Source organism: Leptospira fluminis, assembly GCF_004771275.1.
GTDB classification, from domain to species: Bacteria; Spirochaetota; Leptospiria; order Leptospirales; family Leptospiraceae; genus Leptospira_B; species Leptospira_B fluminis.
Genome location: NZ_RQEV01000012.1, coordinates 272,156 through 296,623 on the forward strand (window position 1 = coordinate 272,156; position 24,468 = coordinate 296,623).

General features: G+C 49.5%; 25 protein-coding genes. 18 read left to right on the forward strand and 7 right to left on the reverse strand.

All coding sequences use genetic code 11. The annotated features are described in order from the left end of the window. Positions 1-3 precede the first annotated feature (3 nt). The 17 genes from fliN to EHO61_RS13305 all read left to right on the forward strand — a co-directional run bounded on the left by fliN (position 4) and on the right by EHO61_RS13305 (position 16,422). Complete coding sequence (fliN, locus tag EHO61_RS13225) at positions 4-1,074, forward strand: flagellar motor switch protein FliN (RefSeq protein ID WP_135814043.1); 1,071 nt, start codon at positions 4-6, stop codon at positions 1,072-1,074. Beyond that, complete coding sequence (locus tag EHO61_RS13230) at positions 1,071-1,856, forward strand: FliO/MopB family protein (protein WP_135814044.1); 786 nt, start codon at positions 1,071-1,073, stop codon at positions 1,854-1,856. Before fliN ends, EHO61_RS13230 begins: the two co-directional genes overlap by 4 nt. Before the next feature lie 116 nt (positions 1,857-1,972). Beyond that, positions 1,973-2,701, forward strand: a complete 729-nt coding sequence (gene fliP / locus EHO61_RS13235; RefSeq protein ID WP_135814232.1) for a flagellar type III secretion system pore protein FliP — start codon at positions 1,973-1,975, stop codon at positions 2,699-2,701. Next, positions 2,698-2,961 (forward strand): flagellar biosynthesis protein FliQ, encoded by a 264-nt coding sequence (fliQ, locus tag EHO61_RS13240; protein ID WP_135768237.1) that lies wholly within the window; start codon positions 2,698-2,700, stop codon positions 2,959-2,961. The genes fliP and fliQ overlap by 4 nt, the downstream gene beginning before the upstream one ends. A 9-nt stretch (positions 2,962-2,970) precedes the next feature. Beyond that, positions 2,971-3,753, forward strand: a complete 783-nt coding sequence (gene fliR, locus EHO61_RS13245; RefSeq protein WP_135814045.1) for a flagellar biosynthetic protein FliR — start codon at positions 2,971-2,973, stop codon at positions 3,751-3,753. Then, positions 3,738-4,940: a flagellar biosynthesis protein FlhB gene (gene flhB / locus EHO61_RS13250; protein WP_246032130.1), complete on the forward strand. Its 1,203-nt coding sequence runs from the start codon at positions 3,738-3,740 to the stop codon at positions 4,938-4,940. The genes fliR and flhB overlap by 16 nt, the downstream gene beginning before the upstream one ends. A gap of 17 nt (positions 4,941-4,957) precedes the next feature. Next, on the forward strand, positions 4,958-7,075 hold the full coding sequence (locus tag EHO61_RS13255) for a flagellar biosynthesis protein FlhA (protein WP_135814046.1): 2,118 nt from the start codon (positions 4,958-4,960) through the stop codon (positions 7,073-7,075). 31 nt (positions 7,076-7,106) lie between these two features. After that, positions 7,107-8,381: a flagellar biosynthesis GTPase FlhF gene (gene flhF, locus EHO61_RS13260; protein WP_135814047.1), complete on the forward strand. Its 1,275-nt coding sequence runs from the start codon at positions 7,107-7,109 to the stop codon at positions 8,379-8,381. A gap of 39 nt (positions 8,382-8,420) precedes the next feature. Then, positions 8,421-9,329: a MinD/ParA family protein gene (locus tag EHO61_RS13265; RefSeq protein ID WP_135814048.1), complete on the forward strand. Its 909-nt coding sequence runs from the start codon at positions 8,421-8,423 to the stop codon at positions 9,327-9,329. Beyond that, the gene (locus EHO61_RS13270; protein ID WP_135814049.1) at positions 9,326-9,814 is read left to right on the forward strand and encodes a hypothetical protein; all 489 of its coding nucleotides are present in this window, start codon (positions 9,326-9,328) and stop codon (positions 9,812-9,814) included. Before EHO61_RS13265 ends, EHO61_RS13270 begins: the two co-directional genes overlap by 4 nt. Before the next feature lie 127 nt (positions 9,815-9,941). After that, positions 9,942-10,742, forward strand: coding sequence for an RNA polymerase sigma factor WhiG (gene whiG, locus EHO61_RS13275; protein WP_135768231.1), 801 nt, complete (start codon positions 9,942-9,944; stop codon positions 10,740-10,742). A gap of 123 nt (positions 10,743-10,865) precedes the next feature. Next, complete coding sequence (locus EHO61_RS13280; RefSeq protein ID WP_135814050.1) at positions 10,866-12,851, forward strand: FapA family protein; 1,986 nt, start codon at positions 10,866-10,868, stop codon at positions 12,849-12,851. 6 nt (positions 12,852-12,857) lie between these two features. Continuing rightward, entirely contained in the window at positions 12,858-13,223 is a 366-nt protein-coding gene (locus tag EHO61_RS13285) for a hypothetical protein (RefSeq protein ID WP_135814051.1), read from the forward strand. Between the two features lie 71 nt (positions 13,224-13,294). Further along, a complete protein-coding gene (locus EHO61_RS13290; RefSeq protein WP_135814052.1) occupies positions 13,295-14,485 on the forward strand; it encodes a hypothetical protein in 1,191 nt (396 codons plus the stop codon). Next, complete coding sequence (locus EHO61_RS13295) at positions 14,485-14,766, forward strand: extracellular matrix/biofilm biosynthesis regulator RemA family protein (protein ID WP_135768227.1); 282 nt, start codon at positions 14,485-14,487, stop codon at positions 14,764-14,766. Before EHO61_RS13290 ends, EHO61_RS13295 begins: the two co-directional genes overlap by 1 nt. Next, positions 14,767-15,330: a guanylate kinase gene (gmk, locus tag EHO61_RS13300; protein ID WP_135814053.1), complete on the forward strand. Its 564-nt coding sequence runs from the start codon at positions 14,767-14,769 to the stop codon at positions 15,328-15,330. 18 nt (positions 15,331-15,348) lie between these two features. Beyond that, complete coding sequence (locus EHO61_RS13305; RefSeq protein WP_135814054.1) at positions 15,349-16,422, forward strand: DUF3089 domain-containing protein; 1,074 nt, start codon at positions 15,349-15,351, stop codon at positions 16,420-16,422. 31 nt (positions 16,423-16,453) lie between these two features. Here EHO61_RS13305 and EHO61_RS13310 read toward each other — a convergent pair whose 3' ends face one another. The 7 genes from EHO61_RS13310 to fliF form a co-directional block, all read right to left on the reverse strand. Further along, positions 16,454-16,846, reverse strand: coding sequence for a TOBE domain-containing protein (locus EHO61_RS13310; protein WP_135814055.1), 393 nt, complete (start codon positions 16,844-16,846; stop codon positions 16,454-16,456). Then, positions 16,846-17,487, reverse strand: a complete 642-nt coding sequence (locus EHO61_RS13315; RefSeq protein ID WP_135814056.1) for a periplasmic-type flagellar collar protein FlbB — start codon at positions 17,485-17,487, stop codon at positions 16,846-16,848. The genes EHO61_RS13310 and EHO61_RS13315 overlap by 1 nt, the downstream gene beginning before the upstream one ends. Positions 17,488-17,645: 158 nt before the next feature. Then, positions 17,646-18,215, reverse strand: a complete 570-nt coding sequence (fliJ, locus tag EHO61_RS13325) for a flagellar export protein FliJ (RefSeq protein WP_135814058.1) — start codon at positions 18,213-18,215, stop codon at positions 17,646-17,648. Between the two features lie 3 nt (positions 18,216-18,218). Next, positions 18,219-19,583, reverse strand: coding sequence for a FliI/YscN family ATPase (locus EHO61_RS13330; protein WP_135814059.1), 1,365 nt, complete (start codon positions 19,581-19,583; stop codon positions 18,219-18,221). 381 nt (positions 19,584-19,964) lie between these two features. Beyond that, a complete protein-coding gene (gene fliH / locus EHO61_RS13335; RefSeq protein ID WP_135769410.1) occupies positions 19,965-20,888 on the reverse strand; it encodes a flagellar assembly protein FliH in 924 nt (307 codons plus the stop codon). Between the two features lies 1 nt (position 20,889). Continuing rightward, positions 20,890-21,858: a FliG C-terminal domain-containing protein gene (locus EHO61_RS13340; protein ID WP_135814060.1), complete on the reverse strand. Its 969-nt coding sequence runs from the start codon at positions 21,856-21,858 to the stop codon at positions 20,890-20,892. After that, entirely contained in the window at positions 21,858-23,558 is a 1,701-nt protein-coding gene (gene fliF / locus EHO61_RS13345) for a flagellar basal-body MS-ring/collar protein FliF (protein ID WP_135814061.1), read from the reverse strand. Before fliF ends, EHO61_RS13340 begins: the two co-directional genes overlap by 1 nt. Before the next feature lie 176 nt (positions 23,559-23,734). Here fliF and EHO61_RS13350 point away from each other — a divergent pair, with 176 nt between their 5' ends. Next, on the forward strand, positions 23,735-24,466 hold the full coding sequence (locus EHO61_RS13350) for a TrmH family RNA methyltransferase (RefSeq protein WP_135814062.1): 732 nt from the start codon (positions 23,735-23,737) through the stop codon (positions 24,464-24,466). Positions 24,467-24,468 lie beyond the last annotated feature (2 nt).

Sequence of the window (24,468 nt, forward strand, 5' to 3'; positions counted from 1 at the left end):
GGTATGGGCGAAGGATCCCTTTCCCAAGAAGAAATAGATGCACTGTTAGCGGGTGCCAATGAAACGTTCGATCCCGGAAGCGCGGCAGCAGCAGGCGGATCGAAAGAAGTCGCGGGGCTTTCCCCTGTGGACAGGGACCTCTTGTCGGATTTTCTTTCCCATTGTTTCCAAACTGCTGGCAACACTTTGGGAGCGATTCTCTCCAAAACCTCCAGTTTTCTGAACCCCACTACGGAAACGAAGTCCCGCAAGGATGTGGAATCGGAACTCAAGGCAGGCACGCTGATTTTATATTCCACCTATTCCGGCGGATTGAACGGCCGCGTGGTCTTGGCCATCGGAGCCGACAACGCCGCTAGAATCGCGAATATGATGATGGGTGGTTTCGATTCGGGAGGACTCGATGAGGGACAATTGCAGACCCTGAAGGACAGTCTGACTCCCATCATGGGCGCGCTCCAATCCCAGATTGCGGCGAAAACCGGAGGAGGGGTCAACGGATCTCCCGCGGAAACCAGGCATGTGACTTCTCCAGCCGCGTTGGTCTTGCCGGAAGGGGATCCGATCGTTCGCACTTTTTTTAATCTTTCCATAGAAGGACTCCCTTCTTTCCGCGTGCAGTTTCTACTCTCCTTCGCAATGGCGAGCGACATTCTTTCTTTGTCCAAACGTTCCGGAGGCGGAGGAGCGGATTATGGAGGCGGAGGCTTTCAGGGTGGAATGGGTGGAGGCGGAGGAGCCGGTCAAGTAGGTATGCGCTCCGTATCCTTTCCGAATCTTGCCACTGCGAGCGGTGCGCAAGGCGCTCCCAACCTGAATCTTCTGATGGACGTTCAAATGTCCGTCACGGTGGAATTGGGTAGAACCAAAATGTACATCAAGGACATTCTAGGATTGGGAGAAGGTTCCATTATAGAGTTGGACAAGCTTGCGGGTGAACCGGTGGATCTTTTGGTGAACGGGAAACTGATCGCAAAAGGAGAAGTCGTCGTCATCGACGAAAACTTCGGTGTTCGCGTCACCGATATCGTCAGTCCGGCGGATAGAATTAGGCCGGAGCCGGGAGGCGGATGAACAGAAAGAACATTTCATTCCAACCGCTGGTGTTTCGGTTCGGCTCCCTCGCTTTGGCGATCGGAGTCTTTTGTGTTTTATCGGGTCCTCTGGATTTGAGCGCTCAGGATTCCGATCGGGAAACCATGGACGAACTTCTCAAGAAGGAACTGAAGGGGGAGAGTTCTCCGGAAAGTTCCAAGCAAAATTCGGAAGCGAAGTCGGATCCCGCAAAGAGTACCGGTGCAAAACAGGATACGCAAAACCCGATCGAAGAACGGTACAGACCCGTTTCGGAAGGTCCGGGATTGGGCGGAATTCTGTTTCGAATCGTTTTGGTGCTGGGAATTCTTTGTGGTGCGGTTTATTGGATTTTGCGGACCATAGCTGCTTCTCGAGATTCCAAACTGCCTGTCCGAGGCGAGATGAATCTTTTAGGGAGCCTGATTTTAGGAACGAACAAGCAACTCCAAATCGTAGAGGTGACCGGGCAGATTTTCGTGTTGGGAGTGGCGGACAGCGGGATTAGCCTCATCTCTGAGATTACGGATCCGGAAACCAAATCCAGATTGCAGAGAATGAAAGACGAATTCCAGCCGCCCGAAGGAGGCTTCCTGGTTTCCGTTTTGGAGCAAATCAAGGATTTGAATACCCGAATCACCGGAAAGACTCCGGCCGAAGAACCTTTGCTGAAGCCGAGTCCAGGTTCCAGAAAAGAAAAACAGAAAAAGCTGAAGCAGAAGTTGGACGAAATCAAGAGAGAAAGGAATAATCTGGAAAACGGGTTATTCGATTTGAACTAGGGGGAAAATTGGCGGGAGCTCTTGAAAGTCTATTTCCAAAATCCGTTTCTTGGATAAAGAGACATAAAAAATTATTTTGGGCATTAAGCGGATCCGCTACCGGAGCCTTTCTCCTACTGTTTTGCTTGGGAGGGGAGGTTTCCGCCCAAGCGACGCGTATCCCCATTCCGAATTTAGGAATCAACGTAAACGAAGCCAAGGGGCCGAGAGAGACCAGCCTCTCTCTCATGGTCCTTTTTTTGGTAACGATTCTTTCTCTCGCTCCCGCAATCGTCATGTCTCTGACTTCGTTCACTAAAATCGTGATCGTACTGGATTTCGTAAGGCGAGCTCTTTCCATACAGAACCTTCCGCCGAACCAAGTGATGGTGGGACTTGCTCTCTTCATGACTTTTTTTATCATGGCACCGACCCTGAACGTTGTCTACGAGAAGGCGCTGACTCCGTACATGAACGGAAAGATAGACACGAACGAATTCTTCGATAAGTCCATGGTCCCCATGCGCGAATTTATGATCCGTCAGATCGGTCCGACGGGAGCAAAGGACGTGGCCCTGTTCCTGAAAATCGGTAAAGTGGAGAAGGTGGAATCCTTCGACGATGTTCCTAGCTACGTTCTGATTCCGGCCTTTATGCTTTCCGAGATCAAAAAGGCTTTTTGGATCGGAATCATCATATTCATTCCTTTCATCGTAGTGGATTTGGTCGTGGCTTCGGCGCTTCTTTCCATGGGTCTGAATATGCTTCCTCCGGTGATGGTGAGTCTTCCGTTCAAACTGATCCTTTTCGTTCTTGTCGACGGTTGGAACCTGATCGTCTACGAGTTGGTGAGGAGTTATAAATGACGGAAGTGGACGCGATTACCCTGATCCGAGACGCACTGTTCATCACGTTGAAGTTGTCTTCCCCCATCCTTCTGACGGCAATGATCGTGGGTTTGGTGATCGGGATTTTGCAGACCACGACCTCCATCCAGGAGCCTACCATCGCCTTCGTTCCTAAACTGCTTTCCATATTCGTGGTGATCGTGATTTTTGCGGGTTGGATGCTTCAGACCGCAACGGACTATACCAGGGATCTTTTCCTGATGATAGAGAAGTTTTAGGAAATTCGAATGGAATATTTCGTCGGGAACTTTCAGGTCTTTTTGCTGATCCTCGCTAGGATCGTGGGCTTATTGTCGGTTGCTCCCGTGTTTTCATTCGCATCCATCACTTTCGCCCATCGTATGTCCTTCGGCTTTTTGATCGCGGTGATTCTGTTTCCGGTTTCGGCGGGATTCGTTCCGCCGATTCCTGGAAATATGATCGATTACGGTCTAGTCGCGGTGGGAGAGGTATTGATCGGAATTCTGATCGGTTTTTTGGTCGGACTGGTCTTTGCGGCCTTCCAGATGGCGGGGGAATTTTTCAACGTTCAATTAGGTTTCGGTTATGCGGAAATTCTGGACCCCATCTCCCAAACCAGCCTTCCGGTAATCAGCACCTTGAAGAATATGCTCGGAATGCTTTTGTTCCTGACCCTAGGCGCGTATCGTTTTCTATTCGAAAGCTTGGCCTATTCTTTCGAGAAAATACAGATTCTGAAAATCGCTCCGGAAATACAGGATGGACTGTACCGAGCGATGGAGGGGGCGGTGGGCGCCATGTTTCTCGTGGCCTTTAAGATTTCCCTTCCCGTTTTGGGAGTTCTTTTTCTGGTTACGGTGTCCGAGGCCTTGATGGGAAAAGCCGCTCCCCAATTGAATATCCTGCAGTTGAGTTTTCCGATTAAAATCGCGATCGGTCTGATCGTTATGATCCTGATCGTTCCGTTTTTGGTCTCCCAGATGGGTTCGGCTTTTCAACTCTCTTTCGAAAAAGTGAATTATCTGTTAAGAGAATGGCCGACGCAATGAGAATTACTTTGTCGGAAATTCTCCGTATCCTGGACCCGAGGCGGGCCTTCCCGGTTTTTGAGTCTTCTTCCTCCGTTAGGGCGGAAGAATTCAAAATCGACCTGCAGTTGTTCGCCGCAGAGGACGAAGGACGTACCCAACCCGGTAGCGAAAGGCGCAGGAGAGAGGAAAGGGAAAAAGGGAACGTCCCGAAAAGCGCCGAAGTCCCGTCCGCGATCGTTCTCCTGGCCGGAGTCGTACTCATGTATCTCATGGGTGAATATTTTTTCATGAAATCGTATTATCTTTTGCGAAAATACTTTTTCGGAATCCGCTCCGCCGACTCCGTCAGCCAGGAAGCGGTGTCCTCACTGATGAACAACGCTCTCTGGGACATCACCCAACTGCTTTTGCCCCTAATGGGAATCACGGTAGTTGCCGCCATCGTCGGAAACGTACTGCAAGTCGGTTTCTTATTCGCTCCTCGGGCGTTGGCTTTCAATTTCAGCCGGATCCGGCCGAATTTCCGGAGGATTCTCCCGAATCGCCAGACCTTATTCAATCTAGGCAAATCGCTGGCAAAGGTCGCGATCATCGGATGGGTATCTTATTTCGTGATCGAAAAGGATTTTTTCCGCATCCTGATGCTGGGAGACATGGGCTTGGAAGAGTCCGTCACATTGATCACGTTTACGGCATTCAAAATCTTCGTAGTCGTGGGTATCCTCCTCCTAGCGATCAGCGTCGGGGACTATTTTTTTCAGAGATACGAATACGAAGAGTCCTTGAAGATGACCCCTTCCGAGGCGAAACGGGAAATGAAGGAACAGGACGGAGATCCTTCTCTACAAGCCAGAAGGCGACAGATGGCAAGGGATACGATCAAGAAAAGTAGAATGTTAACCGAAGTCCCGAAAGCGGACGTGGTCATCACGAATCCGACGCACTTTGCGGTGGCTCTGGAATACAAACCCGGCGTCCATAAGGCTCCTGTCGTGATCGCAAAGGGAGTGGACGATTTTGCGCTCCGGATCATTCGGGTCGCGAGATCCAACGGAGTTCCGACCGTGGAAGACCGGCCCATGGCCAGGATGTTATACGACGAAGTCGAGATCGGCCAGGAAGTCCCCGCCAGATTCTACACGGCTCTCAGCGTTATCTTTACCAAACTCGAATCTTTCAGGAAGGCGTTCCGCAACGCGTCGTAGACGATTAGGAGAAACTCATGGAAAAGAGATGGTACATGCAGTCGGATTTCATCCTGGGCGCGGGCGCGGTTGCGGTCGTCGGAATGCTCGTCGTTCCTTTGCCCGGAATGATCCTGGATCTTCTGATCCTTTTCAGTCTGGCGATCAGCCTTTTGATCGTATTGACTTCCCTTTCGATCAAGGAGCCTGCGGAGTTTTCCATCTTTCCCAGTCTTTTGCTGATCACTACCATTTATCGTTTGGCGTTAAACGTTTCGACCACCAGGCAGATCCTCTCCAAAGGGCCCGCGGTGAACAGCGCGATCATAGACGCCTTCGGTTCGTTTATCGTCGGGAGCGAATCGGGGTTGAGCAAGTACGTGGTGGGATTCATCATATTCCTGATCTTAGTGATCGTCCAGGTCTTGGTCATCACCAAAGGTGCGACCCGGATTTCCGAAGTGGCCGCCAGGTTCACTTTGGACGCCCTCCCGGGAAAGCAGATGGCCATCGATATGGAGCTTTCTACGGGGAATATCAACGAGGAAGAGGCCAGGAAACGGCGAAAAAAAATCGAGGCCGAAGTCGATTTTTACGGATCCATGGATGGTGCGAGTAAATTCGTTCAAGGGGACGTTCGTGCGGGATTGATCATCACCGCGATCAATTTGTTAGGCGGGGTGATCATCGGGGCTAGCATTCGGGGAGAGTCCTTCATTTCCGCAATAGAAACCTACGGCAAGTTTACGATCGGCGACGGTTTGGTTTCCCAGATTCCGGCCCTCTTGACTACGGTCGCGACGGGTATCATCGTCACCCGTTCCGGATCGGAAGCCGATTTGGCAAAGCAGTTCAAGACCCAACTTTTCGCAAACTCTAAAGTATTGTACGTGGTCGCGGCTTCCCTCGGGCTCGGGGCCTTTATTCCCGGGCTTCCTTTTATCCCGATGGCGCTTCTTGCTGGCGGTCTCGCGTATCTTGCGTATTCCATGGAAAAGACCGTTCAGGAACAATTGGAAGTCTTGGAAAAAAAGGAAAAGGAATCCGTAACGGACCGAAAGCCGCGGGACTATTACGACGAGCTTCGTATAGAGCCGATCGAGATCGAATTCGGATATCATCTGGTTCCTCTCGTGGACACTTCCCAGGGGGGAACCCTGATGGACCAAATTTCGAATTTGCGGGCTAAATTCGCTAGAGAAAGCGGGATCGTGATTCCGCCGATTCGTATTTTAGATAATCTTGAAATACCTCCGGATCAATTCACCATAAAAATCAACGGCGTAGAGGTCGGGGCGAGCACGATCCGGCCGGACAAGTTGATGGCGATGCCTTCCGCCGAAAGTCAGGATATAAGCTCCATAGAAGGGGAGTCTTTCATGGAGCCAGCGTACGGGCGGACCGCGAAGTGGATTTCCGGGGATACGAAAGGAGACGCGGAGTCAAAAGGGTTCATCGTGGTCGACGCTTCCACCGTGATCATCACGTATCTAAGGGAATTGCTTGCGACACACGCGGCAAGTCTGTTAGGGCGGGAAGAGGTGAAGAAACTTCTGGATCATTATCGTTCCCAGTATCCTACTCTCATCCAGGAGTTGGAAGCGGACAAACCGGGAAACCTGGGGATGTTACAACAAGTACTCCAGAATCTTTTGCGGGAAGGATTGGGGATCCGGAATCTGGTTCCGATTTTGGAAACGGTCGCAAACAAAATGTCCAAATACCCGAATCCTTATGTGCTTACGGAATTCGTACGCCAAGCCATTTCGAATACGATCGTAAAAGACTATATGGTCGACGGAAAACTTCAGGTGGTCGTGGTGGAAGGAAGGGTTCTGGACAGATTGAACAAATCCCTCGCGCAGGATCGACTGGAAGGAAGGGATATATTGATCTTACCGCCTGACTTTCAAAGAAGACTTTTGGAATCCGTAGCCGAGATGAACCGCAAGGTCCAGGAGAGCAGGGGCTTCCCGATCTACGTGGTCAACCGAGAGGTACGGATGCCGTTCGCATATTTCCTAGCAAAGGAATTCCCGCCCAGAAATTTCGCGGTACTCGCTTTGGAGGAAGTCCATTCTTCCGTACCTACCGTGATCGTGGGGGAACTCCGGGTGACCCAGGCGCAAGCCGCCGAAGCCGTGGAAACGGTTTAAAAAAACGTAAAGAATACAAGAAGGAGCACGTATGGATTTCGCTAAGATCAGGGGAAAAGACCTACAGGACTGCTTGATGCAGATGAAAATGAAATACGGACCGGAAGCTCACGTGATCGAACACCGGATTTTGACGGAAGGTGGAGTTTTCGGAACCGGTCTGATGGCGAGAAAAGTCGTAGAAATCCAGGTAGGAATCCCGGAAAAAGCAAGCTCTCGGGAAAAGGTGGAAAAGAAATTGCAGGACCTGAAGGAATTGCTAAAGCAAAAATCCGTTCAGACACCCGAACGACGGAAACATTCCGAAGAGATTCCGTCCTGGGAAGAAAGGTCGAGACGAATTCCTTCCGTCACTTCCTTGCCCGAGGAATCGGATACGGATTCGCAATCTGAGGACGAGAGATTCGGTCTCTCTTTCGCGAGGGAATTCGAACCCAGGATCGCTACGGTTCGAAAGCCGGAAGCGGATTCCCACTTGAATCGACTCAAAGAAAGGTTGGTCCAGGAAGGAATGACCTCTCGTTATGCCGAGGAGATCGCTTCCGCGGTCGAACAGAGGCTTTCTCCTCTGGATCGATCCCGAGTCGCCTCCGTAAACGAAAAAGCGGTTCAAGTCCTTTCCGAACGAGTAAGTTCCGAGCCGGACATTTTCAAAGGAACAGGGAGAGGCCAAAGAAAAGTCGTATTTTTCGTAGGTCCGACGGGAAGCGGCAAGACTACCAGCATCGCGAAACTTGCGGCAAAATACCACCTTCACATGGGGAAGGCGGTTTCCTTATACACCACCGACAATTATCGGATCGCGGCGATCGAGCAATTAAAACGTTACGCGGATACCATGGAAATGCCATTCTATGCCGTAAAGGATCTGAAACGATTCCAGGAAACCTTGGCTAGGGACGGTTCGGAACTGATCCTGATCGATACTGCCGGATACAGTCACAGAAATATGGACCAGCTAGGTAAAATGTACGGTTATTTGTCCGCATTCGGGGAAAAAGACAGCGTCGAAAATATCCTTGTATTATCCTCTACCTCATCGTATCATCATTCCCACTCGGTGATGAAAGCCTACGAACCTTTGGGTTTCCGCAGAATTTTATTAACCAAACTAGACGAAGCGGAATTTTTAGGTGGATTTCTGGAATTGGCCGATACACTTAATAAGGGTTTTACCCATTTGAGCGTCGGTCAGGAAGTGCCTTTTGATATGATCCCTGCGGAAAAGCATCTACTTGCCGAGTGTGTGGTAAATCCTGAAAGAATCAAAGATATCAAAGGCGAAATCTTTTCCACCGCGGGGTGAAAAATTCCGCGATGAAGATTGTTCGAAGAAGAGGTTAGGATGGACCAGGCGGCCCAACTGCGGAAACTCACCGAGGGGAATACGAGTCTTAAGCTCGTTTCTTCGACCAAACCGATGACCAAAATAATCGCGATCGCTTCCGGAAAAGGCGGAGTAGGAAAGAGTACGATTTCCGTGAACCTCGCCATCTCCATGGCCAAGGCGGGACAGAAGGTTCTAGTTTTCGACGGAGATTTGGGACTCGCCAACGTAAACGTGATATTGGGGATCATTCCGAAATACAATTTATACCACGTTGTTAAGGGACATAAGAGTTTAAAGGACATCATCATCCAGGCGCCGGAAGGGGTGGATATCATCGCAGGAGCGAGCGGATATTCCCAACTGGCCAACTTGAACGACACCCAAAGAAACAATCTGATCAAGGGATTCGGGGATCTGGATTCCTACGATTATATGATCATAGATACGGGAGCCGGAATCAGCTCCAATGTCATCGGGCTCACGCTTCCGGCGGACGACGTGATCGTAGTCACCACGCCCGAGCCGACAGCGATCACGGATTCCTACGGACTGATCAAAGCCATCGTTTCCCAAAGTAGGGATAAAAATCTGAAAATGGTGGTGAATCGGGTCCGATCGGCTATCGAAGGTAAGAAGGTCGCCGATCGGGTCATAGACATTTCCGGACAATTCCTGGAAGTCCGGGTCGAAAATCTGGGATTTATCTTTCAGGACGACGAGGTGGAAAAAAGCATCCGGGAACAAAAGCCCTACATCATCCACTCTCCGAAAAGCAAAGCGGCGGCCTGTCTCAATCGGATCACTTACTCCCTTCTGAACCAGGAAATGGATGCGCAGGAGGATTCCGGAATCGGAGGCTTCTTTAAGAAATTTTTTAATTTCGTGGATGTCCGCGAGAAGCAGCAGAGTCTGGACGACAATTGAACCTTCAGATCGTATTTCTCGCTTTTTTCGCTTTTTTGGGACTGGTGGTCAGTTCCGTCTGCGGATTTTTAGCGGGAAATTACGTGACTCACGTCTTATTCATTACTTTACTTTCCACGATCGGGATGGCCGGATTCGGATTCGGAGTCTATACGATTTTAGAAATGAAGGTTCCCGAGTTCCTGGACTTTCTTCGGAATTTGACCGGTTCCTATTCTTCTTCCCTTGAGAGCGAGGGTGGCGAAGCCGGGGCGAGCAACCTGTACGGAGAGAGATTGGACGGGGACACTTCGTCCGCACATTTCGAATCGGCGAGCGGCGGCGACGAAGGCCGGGCCGCCGTTGCTGGGATCCCGCGCAGAAAGACGGAAAAATTTGGCGACCATATTATGGTGGAAAATATCGCCATCAAAAACGAACCGAAATTGATGGCGGAAGCCATTCGAACGATGCTCGCCAAGGATGATGGCGGGTCCGAAAAGTAGGATCCACCAGCATTTCCTAATGAGACAAAAAACTGCTTGATTTCCCGTTTTTTGCGACAAAAAATGCTATTGCAAATCGGTTTGGTCCTCGACACTCTTAATCGAGGGACCTTCCCAGTCCGATGTTATGTCCAAACTTTTTGATAAATATAATAATACGGATGAAACGGAACTGTGGAAGTCCTATCGGGACACCAAAGACCAAAACATACGCAGTTATCTCGTAGAGAAATATTCTCCCTTAGTCAAGCATGTGGCCGGTCGTATCGCGATCGGGATGCCCCAAAATGTGGAGTTCGATGACCTGGTCTCCTACGGAGTATTCGGACTTCTAGATGCGATCGAAAAGTTCGACCCGGACAGACAAATCAAATTTAAGACGTACGCGATGACTCGGATTCGCGGTTCGATTTTCGACGAACTGCGTTCCATCGATTGGATTCCCCGCTCGATCCGACAAAAAGCCAAGCAATTGGAACAGATTATCGGAATGCTGGAGAACAAAGAAGGCGCTCATGTGGAAGACGAGGCCATCGCGAAAGAGATGGGAATTTCCGTGGAGGAATTCAATTCTCTTCTTACGAAAATCAGCGGTACTTCTCTCGTATCCCTCAATGATATCTGGTTTCTCGGAGACGAAAACGACGAAGTCTCCTTCATGGAAACGTTAGAATCTCCGATGAACATGAATCCGGATACGATCATCGAGAAAGAAGAGATCAAAAACGTCATTGTCGAAGCGATCAAGACCTTACCGGATAAGGAAAAGAAGGTTATCGTCCTCTACTATTACGAGGATCTTACCTTAAAAGAGATCGGGGAAGTGCTGGAAGTGACCGAGTCCAGGATCTCCCAGCTTCATACTAGGGCCGTCGCCAGATTGAGAAGCAAACTGGGAAAAGTAAAATCGGTCATTACGAAGAAGTAATCCTTTTTTTAGGAGTTCTATATGAGAATTTCCTTATATATAGAAATTATTTCCCCAAGTCGTCCGCTGATTCCTCCGATTTCGGATTCCGTCTTCCTGTGAGCTCCGGCTGAAACTATCGCTATGTCTTCCTTAACCTCCTTTCTCAAAGACCAGTCCAAAGAATTGGATAAACTCCAAAACGAGCAAGTAGAGGTCTTGGCCGAAACTTTGGAGAAATGCCTACAGTTGGCCGCCTCCCATCTGAGACGGAAGATCCACGAAATCGATTATATCGTCATCAAACGCGGCAAGAAAAAACTCTTGGGTTCCGAACCCTGGCATATCCGAGCTTCCCTCATTCCCGAGGACAATTTTTTGGACGAGTTGTCCGAGCTGGACAAGAAATTGACCGGGGGTTCCGGAAAATTAGTTTCCAAAGATTTGAAGGAGTTCCTACAGCCTAAGGACAGGGACGGAAGAGTTCTCGTTCAGATCCTAAGAAACGGAGCCTACCTCACCGTCTTTCCGCCTGCGGGAGACGGAAGGGCAGTCGAGCTTGCTGAAGCTTCCAAAAAACTTTCTTACCGGGGAGTGGGGCAGTTGGACGAAGATCAGATTCGGAAATTGGTCAAGGAAGCCAAGGGAGAACCGGTATTCATTTCCAACGCCAAACCTCGTCCGGGAATGGAAGGAAAGCTCGTGCTAGATATAGCGCCCGACAGGATGAGGGCTAAGGTGACGTTCATTCCTCCCAAGCCGGGAGGAAGAGATTTGGAAGTCAAAGACGTGATCAACTATCTGAAGAACGCCGGTATAAAATACGGGATCAAAGAGGACGAGATCAAACGTCGGCTTGAAGACGAATATTATACCCAACCGTTTACCGCTGCGGAGGGGGACCAACCCGTCAACGGTAAAAATGCGACCATCATCTATCGTGTCCGTACCCAAAAGAATGTGGTCTTCCGCGAAGACGAGTCCGGTCGTGTGGATTACAAGGACTTGGATCTGATCGAAAACGTAGTCGTGGGTCAGTTATTGGCGGAGAAGGTTCCCGCTGAGAAAGGAAAATACGGCCGTTCCTTATTCAACGAGCTCTTACCCGCTAAGGACGGGCTGGACACGGAGCTGAAGCAGGGCAAAGGAACCATCCTCTCGGAAGACAGAACCAAACTGACTGCGGAAGTGAACGGCCAAGTCGTATACGCAGCCGGGCGGCTTTCCGTAGAGACCGTGTACCGAGTCAACGGAGACGTAGGTATCAAGACCGGGAACGTGACGTTCCTCGGCTCCATCATTATCACCGGGAATGTGGAAGACAATTATTCGGTCAAGGCCGCCGGAAATATAGAGATCTACGGAACCGTACAAAAGGCGAATATAGAAGCCGACGGAGATATCATTATCCGTCAAGGGGTTTCCGGGCGGGACGAGGCGCGTATAGAATCGACGGGCGGAAATGTGATCGCTAAATTCATACAGAACGCCACCGTTATCACCGAGAAGGATGTGATCGTCCAGGAAGGAATTCTCCATTGCTTTATCAGCGCCGGAGGAAAGGTCGTGTCCAACGGAAAGCGGGGCCAAATCGTAGGCGGGACCATTCGTGCCGCAGAGATGATTGCGGCGAAGGTGATCGGTTCTTCCGCCAACCCGCCCACAGAATTGGTTGTCGGAACCGATCCGAAAGTATTGAAACAGATCGCGGAATACGAGGAAAAACTGGCGGAGAACCAGGAGAAGTTCGAACAACTTACGAAAAGTTTAAAGACTTTAAAAGCGCGCAAAGAGAGCGACCCTGCCTCCTTTACCAAGGACCAGGAACAGCAATTGTCTAAAACGGCCAAGGCTGTGGAAAAGCTGGAGATTCGGATCCGGGAATACGAGAACGAAATCCAAAACCTCCGCAACTACATAGAGGAAAAAGCCGCCAACGGAATGATTTCCGTGGAAAAAACCCTTTTCGGCGGCGTTACTTTGAAGATCAGAAATTCCGACTTTAAGACCCGGAACGAAATCAAACATAAGACCTTTGTGGAAGAGAACGGAGTCATCCGGCAACTTCCGTACCAGGATCCCGAGCCGGATAAAAAAGACTGGAGAAAAAATCGGTCTCGAGTAAAATAAGAGGCTATGAGGCTGAACGAACCCCTTTCGGGATATGGAGCCGCAACGGATATCCTTCGCCGGACCATGGTGGAGAATCCGCACACTCTCACCAACGTAATCGCTCAAAACGAAAAGTCGGTCCGAGAGTACAATATAGATAAAAAATATGCAGTACAGATGTACGCGGAGATTTTTTCCCTGTCTCCGGAATATAGGGAAAGGCTTAGGACGTCTTACGTTCAAAAAATCGGGGAAATCGAAAAAGAGATCCGCTCCTTTAAAGGACCTCGTCCGGAAGGCGGCAAGGATAAGATCGTTTCCTATGACCAATCGGGAAGAAAGATAGAATACAAAACGGCTTCCCGAACCGGTCTGGACGTGCTGGCCTAAACGACACCGATGCAATTCTAAATTACCTCCGAAGGGATGTTGTTGGAAACTTCCACCCGGAGGTCGGATGCATGGAACTGTTCGCAGTGATTTTTTTAAACGTCGTCCTCGGCGTAGGTCTGTACATAGGCATTACCGCCCAAGTCACGAAGAGGATCCGATCTCATATGATCCGACGGATCAACGAGGAAGTACGGACTTTGGTCGACGAGATTCAATCCGAAACGGAAAACCATATAGAATTACTGAATTCTAAAGTGCAAGCCTATAAGATCCTGGTGCAGAAGACGGATTCTTTGGAAGAGAAATTGAAGTCCATCCTGAAAAAAGTGGAGGAGCTTCCCGAACGGATCGGAGAAATCTCGGACCTTCCTCTCGAATTCGGAAGTCAGCCTCGACCGGCGGGGGAAACAACTCCTCGAAAGGAGGAATTTTCCTCCTTAGAAGAGGTGGGTTTGGAGGAAGTCGCCTCCGAAGAACATTCGTTCAGGGAAGAATACCTCACCTTGATCCGCGAAAAGCAGAAGGAAATGAAAAAATCTCCGGAAGCGCCGGAGGAAAAGCGAACGGACCTCGCTTCCAAGGCAGGTCGTGGCGTAGGTCATTTGTACAGGCAAAATATGCCGGAAGATATTCCCGGGATGGAAACCGTAGGCAAACGGGAAAATCGCGGAACTGCTTCTTCGCAAAAGATCGAAGAACCTGCCGATTCGGGGACGATCGGAATCCTGAAAAATTTCGGAAAACGAATCAAGGATTCCCTAGGTTGGAAGGACGCTCAGGAACTGCTGGCTTCTCCTTCTCCCACTAGACCTCCTCAGCCTATGTACAATCCTAGTTCCACTTTCGACATTTCTTTGGGCGGAGATCCGTTTTCGCAGGCGCTTCCTTTAAACGCGGAAGCGACAGGTGGAGGAAGTCTTCGGTCGAAGTCGGAGTATGTCCCCGAGACGGGACAGATCGAAAAAGCGTTTCCGGTAAAACCGAAAATACGAGACAATAAGATTCCGGTAGAACAGGATTTCGGCAGATTGCTTGAACGGAAAATCGCGGGTTTCGAGCCGCAAAAATCCGACCGAGTAAAAATTTCTCCCGAGGCTATTCTGAAAGATTTACCGGTCGGTACGACAAAGATAGAGAAGGTTGTTTTCCTCTTGAAAAAAGGATATTCTCATGAGGATATTTCAGAAGCACTGGATTTGGCGACAGGCGAGGTGGATATCATCGAAAGGTTCAGGTTGGAAAGAAACCGGAGGGTCTAATGTCTCAATTTAGCGTCCTAAACGTCGGTTTCGGAAACATCGTAATGGTTTCGAAGATCGTCGGTATTATTCATTCCGATTCCGCTTCGGCAAAAAGAATTCGGAACGAAGCAAAAAGCAATAATAGTCTGATCGATGCCACTCAGGGGAAAAAAACCAGATCCATCATTATCACGGACTCCAATCATTTGGTCCTTTCTAATCTTCGCGTCGAGGCATTGACTCGACGGATCGAAAGCCGAGACAATTCCGTAGCAGAAGAAGAGGAAGAAAAGGACTAAGTGTCTTCTAAACTTTTCGTTCTTTCTTCCGTAGCAGGCGGCGGAAAATCCACTTTGATTCGTTTGGTCCGGGAAAAACACCCCCAGATCGCTTTTTCCGTTTCCTGCACGACGAGACCGCCGCGTCCGGGAGACGAAGAGGGGGTTACCTATTTTTTTTTAACTCCCGAGGCGTTCGAGCGCGGGATTCGTGAAAACGAATTTCTGGAATGGGCCAAGGTTCACGACCATTACTACGGTACTCCACGAAAATACGTCGAGGAATGTCTTGCGGGCGGAAGGTCGGTCATTATGGACTTGGACGTGCAGGGTGCGGCGCTCTTGAAGGGGAAATTGGGAAACACTGTCGTTACGATCTTTATCCTTCCTCCTAGCGAAGAAGAATGGGAGAGAAGGCTTCGAGCCCGCGGAACGGATTCCGAAGAAAGCATAATGAAACGGATACGCAACGGAAAACAGGAACTTTCCCGCAGGAACGAATTCGATCATGTCATTCTGAACGACGATTTGGATCGCACATTGTCGCAGCTCGAATCCATATTGCTTTCCTCCGAAAAACATTGAGTTTGGGTAGGTTTGCGTATGAAAAAAATTCTTAATTCGTCTTTCTTATCCCTTCTCCCGCCTTTTCTTCGCTCTTTCTTTTTACTCTTCCTCTGCGTTTCGAACGCTTCCTGCCTTTATCTCTTAAAGCCTAGGGAAAATTTCGAGAGCAGCAAAAACCTTTCCCGGCCGGATTATTCCGATTTGAAATATTGGGCCTCGCATCCTGCAAAAAAGGATCCGGGTGACGAAGTCCCGAAAGACTCGGGGTTTACCGACATGCAAACAACTGCGGAAGCGGACGTTTTTTTCGTACACCCGACCACTCTGATCGTAGCCGGGAAATACTGGAACGGGGATCTGGAGGACGAAAGTCTGAATCGGAAAACGGAAGAAGGACCGATCCGCTCCCAAGCGGGCGCCTTTAACGCATGTTGTAGGGTGTACGCTCCCAGGTACAGACAGGCAGCATTTTACGTTTTTATGGAGGATACTCCGGAAGGACAAAAGGCCCTGGAATTCGCATATGAAGACGTAAAGAACGCATTTTTATATTATATGAAAAATCTAAACCAAGGACGTCCTTGGATTTTGGCGTCCCATAGCCAGGGTACCCGTCATACGGTACGGCTTTTGAAGGAAATCGTGTCCTCGTCTTCGTACAAGAAGAATCTAGTCGCCGCTTATTCCGTAGGATATCCGTATTCCTCGGAGGAGACCGGACTTTCGCCCTGCATTTCCCCTGATGCTTTAGGTTGCGTAATCAATTGGAACTCCTTTCTGTGGGGAAGTAAACCGGTCCGACTTTCGGAGAGATTCGGCAAATCTCTTTGCGTAAATCCTCTTTCTTGGACGGTAGACGAATCGTACCAGCCGAAAGAATCGAATCCCGGAAGCGTTCCGATACGATTCTATCGAGTCTTGCCCGGAATCGCGGACGCGAAATGCGAGTCGGGAATTTTATGGGTGCACGAACCCGAAAGTAGAGGGTTTCCGACTCTAGGAAAAGACGATACCTACCATTTGGTGGACTATCATTTGTTCTATGCGAGTATCCGACGCAACGCAAAAGCGAGAGTGGATAAATTCCTCTCGGAAAAAGGAAAAAGATAAGTCGGGTACCGAAGGCAGGATCGAAATCCTGTCAGTTCGAGCAGTAGGGTTGTTCGACGACGATGGAAGGCATGTCCGTTCTCTTACCGTCTAGTTCCAGCTTTTTGTTCTTCAGATAAAAACCGCAAACTTCCACATAAGTGCCTACGGCAACCCTGTTGATCAGCCCGGAATCGTCGGAATCCAGGACCACGGGTCTTCCCCCGAATTGGAGAACGAAGCGGATCGAGTTTCCCTTGTACAAAACATGGGAAACGTTTCCCGTTAAACGAACCGTTTCTCCGACCGCTTTCGAAGGGTTCCTTACCAGATCCTCGCCGCTTAGAACCTTCCTTTTCTTTTCTTTGGCAAGGATTTCCGATCCGGCCGAAAAAAGAGTCGCAAGCAAGATTAAAGGAACGATCGATTTTCGCGTAAAGGTCATTATAACTCCTCGGACTCCGGCGATGATTCGGGCGCACGGATCGTATCCGAACGGGAAAGCCATTTATTCGTTATGGTCGCTCTTCTTTCCGCAGGAAATAGGGTCAGCAGATATGTGGTAATGGTCTGTCGCCCGTCCTGTTCCGCATCCTGATCCATCTGGATAAATACGTCAATGATATCCTTGTCCGGCCAGTTGGTCAGCATCTGGACCGCGTTATCGGGCGGCATGTTCGCCACCTTTTCGGCTAGGACTTTCACAAGTTTGTTCCGGCTGTTTTTTTCGGATTCAGCGGATTTCAACTCGTTCTCTTTGGCGGTAAGGCCGCGTTTGAGTTCGGAGATTTTTTCCAACTCCGCATCTAGCCTTTCTCTTTCTTTCCGGATATCCTCTTCCTTTTGGAAAATCTCGTCTCTGTCCTTGGCAAGACGCTCCATCTCTTTTCGGAACTCCAGTTTTTCGAGTTCCGAAGGGGATTCAGAATCCGCATTTACTAGTCCGGGCTCCTTGCGTAAAAACGGGAAAAATTCCGCCGCGTCTATGATCTGGAAGTAATCGAACGCGAAGAATCCGATCAAAAGCAGAAAGAAAATCAGTAAAACGAGATAAACGGCTCTCGCTTTATCGGTAAGGCTTGCCATAAATTTGTTATACCCGAACGTCCAGGCGCGATCCGGAGATCTTTTTCTCCAGTCTTTCGGCCTTAGTTTCTAAGTCGGTAATTTTTTCGCGGAGGTTAACCATAGAACTGATCGTCGGATCCGCATTTCCCGACTTTTTAATCTCTAAAAAGGGGAGTTCATTTTTTATAACGCTCGTAAAGTTTTCGGAGTTCAGAAAGTCCCGCATCCTCCGAACCGGAACGCTCGACGCCTCCCGTATCATAGGTAAAAGTCTTCGGATCCCGTCCAATTTGCTCGATTCCATCCTGAGTCCCCCTCGTTTTCGAAAAATATCTGCTTAGGAACAGTTCTTCCGACGTTTGCTGTTCCCTTTTCTTATAATGATGAATGTATTCCGAATAGCGCTTCTCTTTGAGAAGCTCCATGACTTTCTTTTCCTTTCGCGCTTCGTTCACTTCGAGCCTTTTCTTTGCGATGGGTTCGTCGAACGTGTGGATCTCTTCCGTCAGTTCGGAGTTCTTCGTTAAAAGTTGACGAATATAAGTCTGTAGGTAGGAGTATTCCCGCAAGTCGTAAGTCTCCGTGGGCTTGTCGGTAAGGTTCGCGATTTTGGCCTCGTTACTTTCGATTTCGGAACTACGTCGGTTGATTTCCGCAACGAGTTCGGAAAGTTCCTGCAGCTTTTTTTCTTCGGCGATTTTTTTGAGACGAAGCACGGGTTCGAGCCGGAATCGGAATCTTTTCATCGATTAAAATTCCTCCTCTTCCCGCTCTTCCCTGAGGATGTCCCGTAAAGAACTCATCGTATTCGGAAACGGGCTTTTTTCCATGAGTTTCTGGCGGAGAAAGGAATCTATCTTCTCCTTTTTCCGAATGGCCAAATCCACCTTTGCGTCGGAACCTTTCACATAGGCATTTAATAGAATCAATTCCTCCACGGAATTATAAGTGGAGATCAATTCCCGTATCATTCCCGCTCGCATGAAATGGTCCTCGTCCGTGATGGTCTGCATCACCCTGGAAAGGGAAGCCGGCACGTCTATGGCCGGAAAATGGTTCCTCTCCGCGAGTTTTCTCGAAAGGACGATATGGCCGTCTATATAACCTCGCACGGCGTCGGCCACCGGATCTTCCATTTCGTCCGTATCCGTTAATATGGTATAGAATCCCGTTATGCTTCCTCCTGATTTGGAAGTTCCGGATCTTTCCACCAATTTTGCTAGCTTGCTGAAGACGGAAGAACTGAATCCTCTCGTGATCGGAGGTTCGTTGTTCGAAACGGAAATTTCCCGATTCGCGTGAGCGAAGCGAGTCAAAGAGTCCATCATTAAGTTTACGTGAAGTCCTTTTTCCCGAAAATACTCCGCGACGGAAGTTGCAAGAAACGCGCAGTTGACTTGTTCCATTTTCGGGGAGTCGGAGGTTGCGGCAAATACGACCGACTTTGCGAGGCCTTCTTTTCCTAAGTCGCGTTCGATGAATTCGTTCACCTCACGTCCGCGCTCGCCGACCAAAGCGATGACGTTGATATCCGCATCGGTAAATCGGGCGATCATTCCTAAGAGACTCGATTTACCGACCCCCGATCCGGAAAAGATACCCAATCTCTGTCCTCGCCCGACGGTTAAGATTCCGTCGATAGCCCGCACTCCGGTAAGTAGAATGTCCCGTATGATGGGGCGATCCAGGGGATTGATGCTTTCTCCTTCGGGGGATTTTTCCTCCGAAGTGATGATGATTCCTTTTTTATCGATCGGTTTGCCGACGCCGTTCAGGACTCTTCCTAAAAGTTCGTTTCCGACGGGAACGTTCAGCCGACGTCCGGAAGAAAATACGAAGGCGTCGGGATAAACTCCTTCCACCGGTCCTAGAGGCATCAGGGTATATACGTGATTCTCGAAGCCGACGATCTCGCATTGGAGATACCCTTCGATCCCGGCCTTTTCGACGTCCATAATCTCGCCTATCTTGGAATCCGGAGGGCCTTCCGAATAAATCACATTTCCCGAGACGCGAACCACTCTTCCGGATTTGCGGATCGTTTCCGTCCTGTCCAGGATGAGAAAATATTTAGAAATAACGTCTACCTTCTCGTAGAATTTCTTTTCGATCATTGCCCGGATCCTTGGAACCCGAATGATACCTTCCGAAAAAAAATCTTTCGAGTCAAGTTATAATGCGAATATAATGGAATTATGTCGCTTGATAGTCGAAAGGAAAAGGAATTCGAAAGAAGGGAAGGACGATCTTCCTCTCGGCTTGCAGGAGTTCCTACAAGAAGAAAGCCCGGAAAAAGATTGGCAAAAAAGGGGAAAATCGAGTAGGACGGGCTCTGCTCGGCAGCGACAGAGGGTACCACCGCACCGGCCCCCGCCCAATGAGGGTGGGGCCCCTTCCGCCCAAAAACCATGTCCCGCAAGAAGAGATTCCCCTTGCCCGATCTCCGGAGTGGGGGATCGGGCAGGAGAGTAGAGAGAGTGGACGTGAATGGTCGATTATATCGGCTCCGCATTTCGAATCGCTTCTTCGATTTCCTTGAGCTGGGTGGAGATGCGCGCGTCGATGGCGCCCACGTCGGTCTCTATGATGACTCCGCCTCGGTCCACCCTCGAGTCTTCGTAGATATTTACCTTACGGAGAGACTCCATCAGCTTGATGAGTTCGTCCTTGTGAGCCGTTGTGATTTCCAGATCCGCAAAGTTCACGCGGATGTCCACGCGATCCCGGTCCTTGATCCGTTTTAAGGCTTCTCGTATGTTATTCAGTACGATTTCCTTACGTTCGATGATTTCGTCTTTGATGATCTTGCGCGCGATGATGAGGATCATCTCGACCATCTGTTTTTCCGAGGCCTGGATCAGTTCCGCACGAATGTCGATCGCCTTTCCTACGATGGTTCCCAAACGGTCGATCAGTCGTCGGACTTCTCCTTGTCCTTTTCGGAATCCCACTTCCCGTCCGGCTTCGAACCCTTTTAGGTAGGCCTCGTGTTCGATCTCGGCCGTTTTCATTTCGGCCTCTTTGATCATCCGTTCGGATTCCATTTTGGCCCGTTCTAGGATCTGCTCCGCCTTGGCCTTTCCGGAATCCTCGTCCAGTTTGATTTTTTCTTTGGAGTCCTGGATCATCTGGAAGGCTTTCTTTCTGCCTTCCTCTTCGATTTCCTCCGCTTTGCGGCGGGAATCTTCCAGCATTTTCTTGATGCTTTCTTCGGTCTCTTCTTTGTACCTATTCAGCTCGGCTTCGATCTCTTCGATCGAAGGGCCTTGGTACTGCTCGATGATGTTTCCTTCCTGGTCGACTTCGAATTCTTCCGCGTCTTCGTCCCTGTGGAATTTCTTGTACTTATCCGGAATTTGAAGCTCGACCTGGTCCTGCATGTCGGCAATCTGGATGGGTTTAAAGACGAGTTTGGCCATATCAGACGTTTCTCCGGAACTTGATTCTTCCCGATTCTACCGCATCCTTGAAAATTTCAAGAATACCGTTCTGGGCGGTTTCGATTTCCGCTAAGGAAATCGGTCCCATGGAATCTTCTTCTAATCTGACGATAGAGGATAGGGAAGGTTCCATTCTTTCCAGAAGCTCCGCCCTGGTTTCCGGCTCCGTTCCCTTGAAGGCCACTGCGATCACAATCGGGTGGACCGGGGAAAAGAATCGATTCAGGCTTTCTCGGTTCAGCTCCAGGAAGTCCTCCATCCGGAAGAAGTGTTCGTTTATATTTTCGGCAAACTCGGGGCTCTTTTCGCGTATCCGTGTGAATAATTTCCGGGAATCTTGGGGATCCATTTTGCCCAATAAATCGGCAGCCCTTTTTCCGATTTTTTCGCTTGTTGTCGACCGGAATCCAGGTCGCTTGATCGCCTCTCTTTTGAATCTGAGAAATCGCTCTAATGCGTCCCTGGCCGCTTCCGACGACGGGTCCAGCTCCCGGATCTGCAGAAGAATCTCTTCCTGCATGGATTCGGGGAATTCCTCCAGCACTCTCGCGGAAACTTCCGGGTTTGCGTAGCATAAGATGCATGCGATTCTGGAACTCTCCTCTCCTGCAACGATTCGGGAAAGTTCTTCCCGGGTGCAGTTCTTGAGCTCCTCTATCCAATCGGGTTCCGACGGGGAATCCTCTCTCAGGATGGATTCCAGTTCCTGGATGAGAGTCATGGTCTCAAGGTCCATCGACTCCCGAGGAGTGGAAGAGAGACCTTTTAGGAAGGCTCCGAGTAGCTCTCTTTCTTCTTTCGCTTCCAGCTTACCGCTCTTGTGAAAACTTTCCAAGAGGCGGCTGGTGTCCTGCGGACCTAGGTGTCTGAATACTTCCGGAGGAAGGTGCTCCCCCAAGACTCGGAGGAGGCGACCCGCCCGGTTTTTATTTCCGGACAGGGATTCCATTAGGTTGCTTCCTCTTCAGAGAGCCAGGTCCGGAGAAGTTGAGCGACTTCTTCCGGTTTTTCCTTGGCTAGATTGATCGCGTTTTCAAGCAACTCTCTCCTCAGTTTTTCATCGAGTGAAAGTTCGACTTCTGCGCTGCCGTCGTCCATGACTCGGAGGGCGGCTTCCCGCATCATTTGTTGCATTGCCGCCAGCTCTTCCTCGCGGAGTCTGCGACGTCTTGCGATCTCTTTTTTGATCGCTCTGTAGATCAGGATCGTCAGGATCAGGAAGAGAACGATGACGAGGGATGCGATGACCATTTGTCGGATCGCTTTTTGTTTTCTGAGTTCCTCGTCTTCGGCCGCGAATTGCGCGGTTCTGTCTTTCGGAATGCTGATGACGGAGATCATGTCTCCTCTCGCCTTGTCGATCCCGACTGCAGCCTCGAGGTTTTTGCGGATGGTCCTAAGGTCGTCGTCGGAAACCGGAATATAGGTACGGTCGTAACCGGTCCCGTCCTCTTTTTCCTTTTTGGTCCATTGTCCGTCGATGACTACGGAGAGGTTTACTTTTTCGATTTTCCAGGGTTGCTTTTGCACTTCGCTTACCCTGCGATTAAACTCGTAGTTGTTGATGTTTTCGGTCTTTTTGTATTCGGCCTTTTGATAGTCGGTATCCTTATAGCCCGGAGGAAGGTTCGGTTCCGTTCCGGCGGGTCCGTCCGGAGTGAAGCCTCTTCCGTTAAATTGCTCGCTGGTTTCCTTGGAAGAGACTTTTAGGCTGTATCCGTCTACGATTTTGAGTTCGGAATAAGGCGTGTTTGGGTCGTCCGGCCTTTCTACGACGGGGGTTACCGTATTGTCTTTGTAGGACTCCTTGTCCCAATTCAACATATATTCGAATCGCGTAATGTCGACTCTGTCTTCTCCGCCCAAATACCAGCGAAGCGTATTGCGAACGTCTATGAGTCTTTGGATCCTCTGTTCTTCTTGGATCCTTAATTTTTCCTGCACGACCCTGAGTTCTAATCTCTCTTTTTCGAGATCCTCTTCGAAATCGGAAATGATCTTACCGTCCGCGTCCGCCACCACTACGTTTTCGGGTTTAAGTTTGGGAACGGCCCGGGAAACCAGGTTTACGATTCCTTTGACTTCTTTTTTCGAAATACCGTCCACTCCGGGAATAAAATGGAGAATGACGGAGGCTTTTACGGGAGATGCGTTAGAGCTGAACAGTTCCTCTTCGGGAATGGCTATGTTGACGAAAGCCTTGTCGACGGGGCGAAGGGTCATGAGGGATTGCTCTATGGCTCCCTTTAAGGCCCTGTACTTTTTTATATCCTTGTCGAACTGCGTTTCCGTGAATTTCTCCACGTTGAACAACTCCCAGCCTTGCACTCCGGCGGGGATCAGGTTCTCTTGCGCCAGTTTGGTGATGATTTCCTGTCTTTGCTCCGGATCCACACTGATCACGCTGGTATCGGACGTGCCGTACTGGTATCCCATGGAATCCAGTTTTTTGGTCACTTCCGCGAAATCTTTGGAAGTAAGGTCCTTGAACAGGATGATCCGGTTCTTTTGGGAAGAAACCGTTGCCAGGAGGCCGATCGCCACGAGAACGGTGAGCGCGACTCCTCCTAAGATCAATTTTTTGGTCATATCCAAGGAACCGAAGAATTCCTTGATATTATTCAGAATCTTTTGCAACTGCTCGGGCATATTCCTTCACCACCGACAAGATACGGGACATAATAGATTTTCGGAAACAAAGTACAATCCCTTTTTAAAAAAACTTTAGAAATTTTTTTTATTACGCAGCGGATGTTTAGTATGTCTTTCGGAAAGCCCTTCCGAGGATGACTTGTCCGCATGAAAGCGTATGAGAATCTTAGGAAATGCGCCCGATTCCGATTTTGGAAGATCCTATTCTTTCGTTCGAAGAGGCAAAAGCCCTGAACGGATATTTCTCGGAGATGCTTTCGGAGTCTAGACGTAGAAAAATAGAGGAAGTTCTTTCGTTTCGTACGAAGTACTTAACAATTGTGTTGGAAGACGTATTCCAACCTTTTAATGCTAGTGCGACTTTGAGAACCTCTGAATGTCTAGGGTTAAGCGACGTTTATGTGGTCGAGAATCGTAACTCGTACAAACCGAATTCCGGAGTCGCGATGGGAGCCCAAAAATGGCTTCGGATCCATAAGTATCAAGATAAAAACGAGGATAATACTTCGGCTTGTCTCGGGGAATTAAAATCGGCCGGATATAGGATCGTGGCCACTTCCCCTAGAGACGGCGAAGGGCTCCGTTCTCTGGAGGACCTCCCGCTAGATAGGCCGACTGCGTTGCTGATCGGAGCGGAGGAGATCGGACTTTCGGAGCGGGCCTTGGCTCAAGCCGATCTGCATCTGAAACTGCCTATGTACGGATTTACGGAAAGCTATAATCTTTCGGTTACGGTGGCGATCGTCCTATCCAATCTTCTACCTCGAATCCGGGCCGTTTCGGAAGATTGGCGTCTTTCCGAGGAGGATACGGCGCATCTTCGGAATTTCTTGTATAAAAAAACCATTAATAATGGTCCGGTAATAGAATCCGAATTTTTACGAAGAAGGCGACGTCCGATCTAAGA